Below are 12563 nucleotides of genomic sequence, written 5' to 3'. Positions count from 1 at the left end.
GAATTATTGGTTTACATCAGCACTCACCTTCGTTTTTGACGTGATTTCAAAAACGGACAGAAAAATTTCGGTCGTGTTTGCTCCTGCCGATCCGAAATTGGAGGCGGCTGAGCAGGGAGGCCTGCCAAGTTGGCTAGCGAATCGAGCTCGTTTGGCTCGACTCGCTGCGAATCGCTCAACTTGAAGCAGGCGGCGCGCTATGCTCCCCCATTAAATGCGGTAAAAAGCCCAGATGTTGGAAGCGATTGAAGTTGTTCACCAGCACATGCCACAGTGTTTGCCCAAGGGCTTTGCGCTGGCCGCGAACGCTAAATTGATTCAGCCCACGGTTGCGACACTCCGCGTTGGGGAATTCCGCAATGGAGGGACGTTGCTGGTAGATCGCTTGAGCTTCCTCTGTCCCCATCCGTTCGCGAAAACGCCCCATCGCGTCGCTGTCAGTGGGCTTCGCTTGATAGGGAGTTTTACCATCGGCGACGGCTTTCTCAGCACCCTGAACAGCACCATAGACCGTCGTCCCAGCGGCATCCAACGCGTCGATATCCGCAGCTTTGATAAAACCACCATCGACTATGTACTGTCCTGGCACGACACCATACGTCGAACACACTGACTCATAGACCGGAAGCATCTGGCCCATGTCACTGCCTTGGTTGTTCACGTCCACGCCGACAACGATTCGAGTCTGCCCATCGGTGGCAAACTGCACATTAAACGCCGGACGAAAGCCGCCATCGCCCATCTTCATCCGTACCGCTTCGGGGTCCGTCGTCGAGGCTCGCGGAGTTGATTTGCTTTTGCGAGACTTCTTTTCCCGGCGACGGCGTTCAAGCTCCTCAAGGTTGTCTTGAGCGGCTTTGATGCGTTCGAGCCGTTCTTCGGCGGCACGCTGTCGAGCGGCTTGCTCCGCGGCCGAGACTTCGGCTTGGTTCTCTTGCTCGGATTGCTCGTTGAGTTCTTTGAGATACTTCTCCGCTTCCTCCTGCATCCGTTGCAGCGTCGGCTCGGATCGAAACGAACTGCTGCCCGCCGAAGCACGCACACGCATACCATCCTGGCCAATCGTCTCAAGCGTGATCAGTTTTTCGTTGAGCAATACGGTGATTGAATCACTTAGCAGTTGTTCCAGTTCTTCAGTGTGCTTCGTGCGAAAATCACTCAGCGTATGGTAGTTGACTGTTACTCCGCCGCAGATCCACAGGTAACAAAAATCACGCGTGGTAAGCTCCGCGATTCGCCGCGCGCTGGTGATTCCTTCGAGGGTGGCGTAGAACCACAGAGCGAAGAGAATCCTGGGATCGATGGGGTTTCGCCCACGTGTTCCTTGGAGTGATTTGATCGGTTCATAGAAGGGGGACAGATCCAGCGATTGGCAGTAGTCCCAAACCAATCGCACGCGATGATCACTGGCGACGAGTTGGTCCAGCGAGAGCATCCGCATCTCGATCTGAGTTCGTTCGGGCCGGTTGGTACGAGCTTGGCCACGCTGGGTAGCGATGCTTGGATTATTCATGCAGAAAATTTAGCGCCAAAACCAAATCTCGCAACCATTGGTCCAATTATTCACAGCCTCTCCGGTCTTTCACGGTGTTTTTGAAACGCGACCGGACGGCTCGCGCCGTTCCGCTAACCCTTTTGTCAACGACAGCCCACGCCCCCTCCAATCATCCAACCTGATGGCAAACCGGAAACCTACCCCACTTCTTCAGCCGCCAACACGGCTCGCTTGGCGACGATGCGTTTGACGACGACGTCGACGATCACGCCGGCCAGAATCACCATGCCGATGATCGCGAACTCGAGCTTGGTGCTGATGCCCAGGATGTTGATCGCGTTGTAGAGCACGCGCATCACCGCGGCACCGATCACGACGCCCAGAATGTTTCCCTCGCCGCCGCGCAGGCTGCAACCGCCCAACACCGCCGCCGCGATCGCGTAGAGTTCATAAAAGTTGCCGAAGCCCGACGGTTGCACCGAATTGACGTCCAGTGCAAACAGGATGCCGCCCAGTCCCGCGGCCAACGAGCAGAGCACGTAGGCGACCACGATCATGCGTTTGGTATTGATGCCGCTGTATCGGGCCGCTTCTTCGTTGCGTCCCAGCGCCAACAGGTAGCGGCCATACACGGTCCGGTTCAGGAAGATCGAGGCGACGATCGCCAGTGCGATCATGATCAACATCGGCATCGGCACCATCGTCGCGGCCAATGGGGTTTGTCCCAACAACGCCATCACGCCGGTGGCAATCAGAGCCGGCGTCAACGCTTTGGATTTTCCTGACGCCGTACCGGCGGCCGAGATGAGCCAGCCGACCGATCCGATTACGGCGCCGACGACCACGAACACGATCATCATCAGCACCGTCTTGAACATCTCTCCGGAAACTTCGATCGCACCAACTTGCCAGCGGTCATCGGCCGCCGCACTGCGAAACAACGGCACGAGTTGCCAGACGCACAGCCCCAGCAAGATCAGCGAGCCGAGCACCAGCGCCGACGGCTTTTTCATCCGGCCGGCATCCGATTGCCAAGCCCAGAAAAGAAACACGACCAGCGTCGGGACGAACAAAATCGTTCCCGCGACTTTCATCACCGTCGACGGCATCAACGCCGCCTCCTCGGTAACTTCGATGCCCAGGCTGCGGATTTGATAACCCGCGATTTCGAAAAGCGCCGTCCCGGGCCCCGATTCCCAACCCAGCCAGAAACGCGACGCCCCCGCCACGGCCAACAAAACGCCGATCGCCGGAATCGACCACGCCGAGATCTTTCGTTGCATGTCGACGTCGCGATCGAGCACACCGCGGGTCTGTGCATCACCGCGGGTCTGTGCATCACCGTGGGTCTGTGCATCACCGTGGGGACGCAATCGGCCCAAGTTCCACAGCCCGTACAAAAACAGACAGATCCCGCCGCCGAGCAACATCGTTGCCCAACTGCACGGTTTGCCGATCGCCAACAACCGCAGCCCGTCATAGTCTTGGCCGAATCCGAGCGTGCCGTCATCGGTCAGCCAGCGCGCAAAGCCACGATAGAACAACAGGCCGCACAGGGTGACCACGAACGGTTGCAAATCCAGCCGTGTGATCAGTAATCCGTGTAACAATCCGATTCCCCCGGCGACCAGCATCACGATCAGCACGGCGGCGGTCGGCGAGTAACCCTGTCCGACGACCAGCATCGGCAACAAACACGCGACCAGTCCCACAACCGAGCCGATCGACAGGTCGATCCCGCCGGTGATGATCACGAACGCGACGCCGATTGACAGAATGCCGAACAGCGCGCTCCAACGCGTCGTGTTGTACAAGTTGTATTGCCCGACGAAGCTGTCGTTCAAAACCGTCGTGAACAGACAGACGAAAATCAACAAGCCGAAGATACCTAGGATTTTGTTCATCGACTGATTACACCCGTTGCCAAGTTCATGATCTGTTCTTCTCCGATTTCATCGCCGACCAACTGCCCCGTCATTGCGCCTTCGTGCATCACCAGCGTGCGGTCGCTCATCGCGATCACTTCTTCCATTTCGCTGGACACGAACAAGATCGCCAGCCCCTCGGCCGCCAACGTTTCCATCAGTCGATAGATCTCTTCTTTCGCACCGATATCGATTCCCCGCGTCGGTTCGTCCAGCAACAGGATCTTGGGATTCATGGCAAGCCATTTTCCCAGCACCACTTTTTGCTGATTGCCGCCGGAGAGATAACGCACGACCTGGTCGGCCGTCGGTGTTTTGATTCGCAGGCGATCGATGTTTTGATGTGTGTCTTCGGATTCCGCGGCAAAATTGATCCACATCCCGGCGCCGGCTTTATCGGAGAGACTCGCCAACGACACATTGGTCCGGACGGCAAAGTCGATCACCAGCCCCTGCTCTTTTCGATCTTCGGGGACCAATCCCATGCCGCTGGCGATGGCGTCTTTGGGACTCCGTAGCTGGACGGTTTGGCCGTCGATTCGCACGCTGCCGCCGAGTGGTTGCGTGACGCCGAACAGACAACGCAACAGCTCCGTTCGGCCGGCTCCGACCAGCCCGGCGATCCCGACGATTTCACCCGGCATCACCTGAAAGGAAACTTTGTGTCGGGGATGATCGGGAACGATCAAATCGATCACCTCCAAGGCCGGGGCGACCTGCGATTTGGATCCATTGGCGGCCGCATCGATGCGGACCGTTCGTTCGTAGAATCGCGAAACGTCACGGCCCACCATACGGCTGACCATCGCGTCATGATTGATCTGGTCGCCGACCAACTCGCCGGCATTTTCTCCATCGCGCATCACCGCGACGCGATCGGCGAGCGTTTCCACTTCGGCCAGACGATGCGAGATGTAGATCACGCTGACGCCATGATCGCGCAAGCCCTGCACGACTTTGAACAACGCTTCGGCTTCACGCTGTGACAGGCTGCTGGTCGGTTCGTCCATGATCAACACCCGCGCGTCGATCGACAGCGCTTTGGCGATCTCGACCATCTGTTGACGGCCGATGGTCAACTCACGCACCAGGGTCTGCGGGTCGACGTCCAGTCCGACCGAAGCCAGATGCCGCCTGGAATCACGATCGATCGTTTCGCGATCGATCAGCCCGAACCGCGTCGGCTCACGCCCCAAAAAAATGTTGGCGCCGACGGACAGATTGTCGGACAGATTCAATTCTTGGTGAATCAACGTGATCCCCAACCGCATCGCTTCGGCCACACTGCCGATGGTGACGGGCGTTTGGTCGAACAGGATTTGACCTTCATCGGGCGGCTGGACGCCGGCCAGAATCTTCATCAAGGTGCTCTTACCGGCGCCGTTCTCGCCGACGAGCGCAAGCACCTCGCCGGGCATCAACGTCAAATCGATGTCGTGCAGCGCGCGGACGCCCGGGAAACGTTTTCCCAGCGAGCGGACTTCCAGCAAGGGACGCGGATTCATTCCAGGCGTCTGGCTCACTTGGCGCTCGCGTCCGATTCGTCAGTCCCAGTCAACTCCTTCAGTTCCGCCCAGAATTCGTCGACGTTGTCCTTGCGAATCGCGCGGGCGGGGATGTCCAAGAATCCGCCCTCGGGTATCGCCGATTCGTCGCCCCGAGCCAATTTGGCGAGCAATTCGACCGACTTGTAACCGTACTGATACGGGTTTTGAACGATCGTTCCGTAACAGGATCCGTCTTGGATCGCCTTCAGCGTATCGGCGTCTTCGTCAAAGGCGACGACTTTGATTTGCCCGACTTTGTCGGCACCCCGGATCGCTTCCAGGATATTGGGCGGGTTGTACGCGAACAGACCGATCATGCAGCCGATGTTCGGATGCTTGACGATCGCGTCTTCGGCGCGGCTTTTGGCGATCGCAAAATCAAAGTTGTCGGTACGGGTATCCAGGATCGTGTACTTGTCGCCCTTGAGCACACCGTCGGCGGGATCAAACGGTCGCTCGGGATCGTCGGAGCGGTTCAGCAATTCGTCGATGATGCCTTGCCGCCGCTGATCGGCGTTCAGCTGACCCAACCGGCCGACGAAGATCATCACTTCGCCACCCTCGGGCATCGCTTCTTTGACCAGCTTGCCGCACATCCGTCCGGCGTCGTAGTTGTTCATCCCGATGTAGGCCAGACGGTTGGATTTCGGTGCGTCCGAATCGTGGGTGATCAAGTTTGTCGCCTTGGCAACTTCGTTCAAGATGCTGGTTTGATTGTCCGGATCGATGGGACTGACGGCGACACCGGCGACTTGATCCGAAATCAACTCTTCCAACATCCGTTTCTGGTCGGCGGTTCCATCGGGCGGCATGCGGACCAGGCATTCGACATCGTGGTCCTTGGCCGCTGCCTTGCATCCTTCTTCGGCGATGTCCCAAAACGACGCGATCCCGTTGGTCACGTAGGCGACGCGGATCTTTCCTTCGCCGGATGTCTTGACGGCGGTCGAGTCGCCGTCGGTTGCCTGGCTGTCGGTCGCGTTGGTGTCAATCTTTTCGATCTTGCATCCGGTCAGCGAAACGCCGACCGCGATCAGCAGGGCGCCACACAGGGGCAAAAATTTCGGGGCAGCATGAGCAGGCATAAGGACGGCGATCAAAGGAGGAGCGGGATCGGAAGGGAGTCGATCGGGGGCATCGAACGCCGTTGAGTTTAAGTTCGCCGCACTGCAGTCGCAAGCTTTCCGTCGGCACGATCGGAACATCTGGCAAGGTCTGACGTGCTGTTCGAGTTTCCACGTGCCGATCGGGGCCGGGACGTGTTGCCGCAATCTCGACCTAGCCGATACGGACAACCTAACAGGTCACGTCGAGGCCCTTCCCGGTGCGATTCCCTCCCTCGCGTCATCGGCGTCACCTGTCCCCCCGTTTCTTGGAGAATGCTCACCATGACCTCAACCCTCCCAACGACAGCCGCCACCGCAACGCGGGAGAGCCGTCCCATGGATGATCGTGGTGCTCCCTATGGCGGCCCGGTCGCATCGCGTCGCAAACCGGGGCAAACGCCGGGGAGCCGAGAAATCGCTGCGTCGGGCCCAAAACCGATCGCCGCGGACGATGCTCCACTGGAATCGATTTCACGGCTGATCAGCGAAACGGCGCACGACCTCCGCGCCCCGCTGTCGACGATCCGAGAAGCGATCCGGTTGGTCCGCGATGGCGATCTGGGCAAAGTGTCCTCGGCCCAAAGCGAGTGCTTGTCCGCCGCGATCAACCAATGCAACTGCGCCGTCCAGCTGGTCGACGAGATGGTGCAGTCGCGTCGGTTCGATTCCGGGTTCCCCAATGTGACGCGTCAATGGATTTCCATCGACGATTTACGAAGCAATGTCGAAGCGACCTTGCAACCGTGGATTCTGCCGCGGGGGATCCACTTGTTGTGGGACGGTCCGTTTGATCAAGGCATTCAGATCTATGCGGATGCCACCTTGCTGCGACGTCTGATCGTCAACGTGGCCGGAAATGCCATCCGGGTCACGCGTGAAGGCGGTCCCGTGCTGATTCGTGCCACGGTCAACCGCGATCAAGGCATCATGAACTGGGCGATCGTCGACCAAGGCGCCGGGATATCGCCGTCGGACATGGAATTGATCGGCGCCGGCAAGGCACCCGCCAAGAGCGTCGGCGGGTTGGGATTGATCATCAGCCGTCAACTCGCCGCGGCGCACTTCTCGACGCTGCGAATCGAATCGCGCGTCGGCACCGGTACCGCCGTCAGCTTCCAGACGATCTCGGGAGGCCCCTCCGCGGTGGCCGCCCGCTGGGTCAAGTGGCGGTCGGAGTTGATCAGGATCGAGCAACGGAAAATCGTGAACGAAGATCAGCGGGTTCACGAGGTCCGTCCGTCCCGCTCGACCCAGCCGTCCCAATCCCCGGCACCGCCACGGCGTGTCCGCATCGACGTTCCCTCCCAGTTGATCGAACTCGGTGCCGGGGAGATGCAACCGGCCTTCCCCGACCACGTTTACCTGACCACGGTCTCCGTCGGTGCGGCCATCCCCGCGGCGGGCACCGATGCCTTTGATGCCCTGTTGCAACGCACCATGCGGATCACCGAATTGGCCTATCGCACCGGCCGACGAAGCTGGGTGATCGCCTGGGATGCCGATGGCGAAACGGGGACCGCGAAACGGTCGGAACTCGAGCGGTTGGTCCAAAACGAACTGGGAACGATGCGGATGACCTGGGGGGCTTCCTCTCTGGTCTCGGCAACGCCACACCCGGAATTCAAAAACTCGCTCGCAAGTCGATTGAGTGACCTGATGGTGCGTCAGACCTTGGCCGGCTCACAACAAGCGGTCAGCGATGCCGATCAAGTCCGCTTGGGATCCGGCCCGATGCAATCGACTCCGATGGCCACGATTCGACTGGAGCACGATGTGCAGTGGCTCCGTGATTCCTCTCGCGCCGATCGCTGACCGCATCGCGATGGCAAGGGCTCGTGCGACGCCCCCCGCCTACGCGTCGCACCTGGCATCATCGCGTTGATTTCGAAACTTCGATCAAATCGACAGCCAGCGCGCACCGTTGCGACCTCTCCTTGCTTGCCAAAGTCGACGGCACGGCACACTCAACGATGCCTTCGGCGCGCGAATCCGGCGCTGGGTGTGTGACAATGCGAACGTTTCTCAGCGACGTCGCGGCCCGGTCGATCTCCAGACCGATGGGGCGCAAAAGATTTCTGCCGGGTCGATCGCCGACGCAATCGCGATTCACCGTGTCAGTCCGCCGCCGCCGGCATGACGTTGCCTTGCCGCTGGCGCATGGTTTGCCCTTTGGTGGTGGCGACCGGTAGTCGTCCAAGCGCTGCGGGATGAAGCCCCGTGCGATCGATCGCAGCGGTGTGCCGGATGATCGAAGGTGGCTCGTCGTTGATGCCAACCTCAGCCGGTTCAGTTGACGCCGCGCTAGAAGAGGAGCCCTACGATGCCTGATCCTCCTAGAACCGCTCTGGCAGACAGCGCCTTGGCCCGTCACCGTTTGCTCGAACACGCCCGCCAGATCGAACAGTCCGGTGAAGAGGGCGATTCGGCCGCCGGGCCAGCCAGTCTGCCGGCGTATCAACCGATTCAGAACGGCACCGTGTTGCCCTTCGACAATCATGCCGATTTGATTCACGCGTTCCGCCGAATTCCGGCTGACAATCGCGGGTACCTTCACAATGCGTCTCCCGACGCCGGACGGCGGAGAATTCGTCCGGAGCACACACGCATGCCGAGCCCCTTGGAGGGTATGATCGACTTTGTCAGCGACTTGTTCGAAGCGCCCGATTTCCATACGTTCCTGATCGAACAAACCTCACTCGGTCGAGCGATCGCCGAAGGCTATGGGGCCGCTCGACGCAGCACCACTTCGTCACCGCCCGGCCCGGACGCGGAAGGACACGTGCCGGCCGCGGGAATGCGGCGTGGAGCGGGGATGAACGCGATCGGGGCGTTCCTCGACTATTCGCACAGCATCAGCATTTCGATCCGCGATCGGGCGCACCATGCCGTGATCATTGTCACGCCCCCGGACGGTAGCGACTTCGAAGCCTATCACTGCGTGCTGATGCGACCGCTGCTGCCATCGATGATGCTCGGGGATTGGATGCTTGTCTCTGCCAGCGCCGCGCGGTCGTTCTTGCGGGATTGAGAAACGCGACGTCGAGCCGTTCGTTCGAGCCGGTGCATCACCGAATGCGTCGACGCTGCAATGGCACGCCTGGAAACCTATCTCGCTTCAAGAGATCCGACACGTTTAATCCGCTTGTTGCGAAGTGACGCGAGCGGTGCCGAAACCTTCAACGCCCTCTCGGCCGGGAGGCCGCGTCGGGTGGCGTTTCGGCGCAAAAAGACAGGGTGAGTGACGGGATTCGAACCCGCGACATCCGGAACCACAATCCGGTGCTCTAACCAACTGAGCTACACCCACCGTGATGGTGTTGCGGCAAATCCAACAATCGTTTTGACGCTGAATCCGCCAGCAAGATCAAGACTTTATCCGCCGCAGAAAGTTCGGTCAACGGTCTGATTTTTTTCTCTTGCGGCGCCGCATCGTTTGCCGGGAAAAAAACGGATCAATCGGCTCAGTTTCACGCCAAAACCGAGCCCGACTGACTCGCCGGACCGCATTTTGACGACCCTGGCGGGTTGTCGATCGAGGCGATGTTCCGGAATCCACGCGAGGACGCCGGCCCGCTCGCGGCAATCGAACCGCGATCGCACAATCCATTTTCGGATGCTTCGACAGCAGTTACCCTATCGGTTTACCGCTTCGAACTCCTGTTTCTTTTGCTCGCAGATCCGAATGGCCCGCCGCAAGCCCCCAACCAAGACGCCACGCGGTTCGACCGCGGACACCCCTGACGGCGGCATCGTGCCCCCGGCGTCCGCCAACGCGGCCCCGCCGCCGGACGACGGGCCGGCCCAGACGGCAACCCAGATGGCCGCCGATGTCGATTCCCTGGGACGTCCCGGCTCCACCTGGATCGGTTTGATCAGTGCGGCGATCGGCGTGCACCTGTTCGCGTTGTTTGTCTCCTACACCGCGATCATCGAACCCTCGACCACCCACTCCAGCCTGCTGGAACTGTTCTCGCCCTACCTCCGCTCGACACATTTTGCCGCCGACGGTCGCCGGTTTTATCTGGCGCACGCGACGCCTGACGAGCAGCCCCACCGTTTGCAATTTGCATCGGCCGCCGGCGGGGACTCAGCCACCGGCGGGGGCTCAGCCACCGGCGGGGGCTCAGCCACCGGCGGGGGCACACTGATCATCGACAGACAAACCGAGTGGACGACGATCCAGCCGAGCGGCATCGCCGGGCTGGCTCAGTCGGATCGCTACGGCCGCTGGATGGGGCTGGTGGCGACGCTGGCCCAGTCCGATCGGCCGAGTCTGGCGGCGGCTTTGCTGATGCCCCTGGTTGCCGCCGATCCGTCGATCGATGCGGTTCGGATTGTGCGGTTGCCGACGCAACTGACGACGGCCGCCGATGATGCCGCGCCGCCGGTCTACCTGGCGCGCGTCGTTCGCAACGCCGACGAGGTCCGATTGGTTTCCATCGGAGCGAAACGATTGTCGACGTACTCCCGGCAGCAGGACGCCGATGCCGCGACGGAAACGTCCGGCGGGGAGGCGGTCGAGCCATGATCAGGGATTGCTACACACGCTGGACGGAGTTTTGGTTCTCGCCGTCACCGGTCGCCTCGCTCCGCCATGTCCGCGGCGGACTTTGCCTCGTCGCGGCGATCTACTTTGCCTCGGCACTGGGCGACGTCGAAACCTGGTTTGCCCGCGGCGCCCCGGCGTCCAGTTCGAATTTGGCGACGTTCTTTCGCACCGCAGAATTGACCAGCGACGCGCGCTGGATGATTTCACCGCTGTTCATTTGGGATGCGTTGGCCGGTGAATCCGCGCTCGGCGAATCCGCGCCCGTTTATCGCCTGTATCTGCTAGTCGGCATCGGATTGGCAGTGTTTGTTGCCGTCGGTGATCGACTGGCCCCTTGGAAGCTTCCGGCAAAGCTCGGCGCCCTCGGCGAGAGCAGCTGGCCGAGCGTGTTGCTTTGGGTTTGGTTCGTCGGCTGGGCCAACCGGATTGTCCTGCTGGCCGGTACGCTCGAGCCGCTACTGAGCCTCTCGCTGGCGGCGGTTGCGATCGCCCCCGTCGGCCGTCTCCGGTCCGACCAGGAAACTCCCCAACCGCTCAGTTGGAGAACGACGCTGGCCGAACGGTTGCTGTCCGTCCAGGCGACATCGATCGCCCTGATCACGACGGCGACATTGTTTGCCAGCCCGGTCTGGTGGAACGGCACCGGCGCCTATGCCCTGGTGGCGCCCGCGGAAGACCGCTTGTTCACGGTCACCGGAACGTTTTATGAAACGCCGCTGGTCTACGAGCTTTTGACCGCCCTGATCGTGTGCGTTTTGCCGGTGGGTATCTTTTTGGCGTGGAAACCCGCCACACGCAAGCTCGGCATCGCAATGGTCGTGGCCTGGTGTGGCGTCGTCGGGCTGCTTTCGGCCAACCTGCTCTATGCTGCGACGCTGGGAATCCTGGCCACCACGATCGGCCGCAAAGAAAGTTTCCGCGCCTCCGCCGGAGCGATTGGGGCAAAAACGCTCGACAACGGAAGCACGGAAACTAGTCGTTAGACGCCCGAACGCGGCAAATGTACTCACCAGTCTGCCGGACTGTTACTTTCTGTTACCATCGTGCCCCGACCGAGCCGTTTTGACGCTCGAATCATTCTTCCTCCTTCGCATTTATTCTAGGGTTTGATCCGTGAGCAGTTTGAAAGGAAAGATCGTTGCCATCACCGGTGGAGGCACCGGAATCGGCGCCGGAATCGCCACGATCCTCGCCGAAGCCGGTTGTCGCGTCGCGATCGGCGGCCGACGGCTCGAAAAACTTCAGGCCATCGCGGACTCGGTCAGCTCTGAAACCCCGATCCACTGCCACACCCTGGACGTCGCCGATGCGGCCAGTGTCGACGCATTCTTTGCGGACGTGAAATCGCATTTCGGCGATCCCGATATCCTGGTCAACAGTGCGGGCATCAACATTTTGAAACGGACGATGGCCGAGATGGTCCCCGAAGACTGGGACCGGGTGATGCAAATCAACGCCACCGGTGCCTACCGCTGCATCCACGCCGTCCTGCCGGCGATGCGCGAGCGGCGCGACGGGTTGGTGATCAACATCTCGTCGGTCGCCGGCAAGCGAGCCATTTCACTCGGTGGAGTCGTTTATTGTGCCAGCAAGTTCGCGATGACCGCGCTGGGGACCGCGATCAGTAATGAAGTCCGTGACGAAGGCGTACGGATCACCAACGTTTACCCGGGCGAAGTCAACACACCGATCTTGGACAATCGCCCCAACCCGGTTTCACAAGAACACAAAGACTCGATTCTGCAGCCGGAAGATATCGCGTCGGTCGTGGCGACCATCTGCGCGCTCCCCCCCCGGGCCAACGTGCCGGAGGTCGTGATCAAGCCGACCAAACAGGAATGGGTGTAGCGGGCTTGCGTTATACTGCGGTGCGGTCACGCCCCATTTGCCAACGCAGGCAAAACAAATCGCACAGGCATCCAGCCCGTCGACGCTGCAATG

9 protein-coding genes and 1 tRNA gene are annotated in these 12563 nt (G+C 60.5%); 5 read left to right on the top strand and 5 right to left on the bottom strand.

What is annotated here, in order from left to right:
- Positions 1-175: 175 nt before the first annotated feature.
- The 4 genes from Enr13x_RS11635 to Enr13x_RS11615 all read right to left on the bottom strand — a co-directional run bounded on the left by Enr13x_RS11635 (position 176) and on the right by Enr13x_RS11615 (position 6052).
- On the bottom strand, positions 176-1513 hold the full coding sequence (locus tag Enr13x_RS11635; RefSeq protein ID WP_145385140.1) for an IS1182 family transposase: 1338 nt from the start codon (positions 1511-1513) through the stop codon (positions 176-178).
- Between the two features lie 179 nt (positions 1514-1692).
- A complete protein-coding gene (locus Enr13x_RS37895) occupies positions 1693-3399 on the bottom strand; it encodes an ABC transporter permease subunit (protein ID WP_197455964.1) in 1707 nt (568 codons plus the stop codon).
- The gene (locus Enr13x_RS11620) at positions 3396-4925 is read right to left on the bottom strand and encodes a sugar ABC transporter ATP-binding protein (protein WP_145386204.1); all 1530 of its coding nucleotides are present in this window, start codon (positions 4923-4925) and stop codon (positions 3396-3398) included. The genes Enr13x_RS37895 and Enr13x_RS11620 overlap by 4 nt, the downstream gene beginning before the upstream one ends.
- 14 nt (positions 4926-4939) lie before the next feature.
- A complete protein-coding gene (locus Enr13x_RS11615; protein WP_145386203.1) occupies positions 4940-6052 on the bottom strand; it encodes a sugar-binding protein in 1113 nt (370 codons plus the stop codon).
- 357 nt (positions 6053-6409) lie between these two features.
- Between Enr13x_RS11615 and Enr13x_RS11610 the strand changes: the two genes are divergently transcribed.
- Complete coding sequence (locus Enr13x_RS11610; RefSeq protein WP_197455963.1) at positions 6410-7885, top strand: sensor histidine kinase; 1476 nt, start codon at positions 6410-6412, stop codon at positions 7883-7885.
- 508 nt (positions 7886-8393) lie between these two features.
- On the top strand, positions 8394-9101 hold the full coding sequence (locus Enr13x_RS11605) for a hypothetical protein (RefSeq protein WP_145386201.1): 708 nt from the start codon (positions 8394-8396) through the stop codon (positions 9099-9101).
- 205 nt (positions 9102-9306) lie between these two features.
- Here the strand turns inward: Enr13x_RS11605 and Enr13x_RS11600 are convergent.
- A tRNA-His gene (locus Enr13x_RS11600) sits at positions 9307-9380 on the bottom strand.
- A 306-nt stretch (positions 9381-9686) separates the two neighbouring features.
- Between Enr13x_RS11600 and Enr13x_RS11595 the strand changes: the two genes are divergently transcribed.
- The 3 genes from Enr13x_RS11595 (at position 9687) to Enr13x_RS11585 (ending at position 12470) form a co-directional block, all read left to right on the top strand.
- Positions 9687-10601 (top strand): hypothetical protein, encoded by a 915-nt coding sequence (locus Enr13x_RS11595; protein WP_197455962.1) that lies wholly within the window; start codon positions 9687-9689, stop codon positions 10599-10601.
- A complete protein-coding gene (locus tag Enr13x_RS11590) occupies positions 10598-11605 on the top strand; it encodes a hypothetical protein (RefSeq protein WP_145386199.1) in 1008 nt (335 codons plus the stop codon). Before Enr13x_RS11595 ends, Enr13x_RS11590 begins: the two co-directional genes overlap by 4 nt.
- 130 nt (positions 11606-11735) lie before the next feature.
- Positions 11736-12470, top strand: a complete 735-nt coding sequence (locus tag Enr13x_RS11585; RefSeq protein WP_145386198.1) for an SDR family oxidoreductase — start codon at positions 11736-11738, stop codon at positions 12468-12470.
- Positions 12471-12563: the final 93 nt, after the last annotated feature.

It is taken from the genome of Stieleria neptunia, assembly GCF_007754155.1.
Taxonomy (GTDB): domain Bacteria; phylum Planctomycetota; class Planctomycetia; order Pirellulales; family Pirellulaceae; genus Stieleria; species Stieleria neptunia.
Note: the sequence above shows the minus strand (reverse complement) of the source record. Positions and strands in the feature narration are given on the sequence as shown.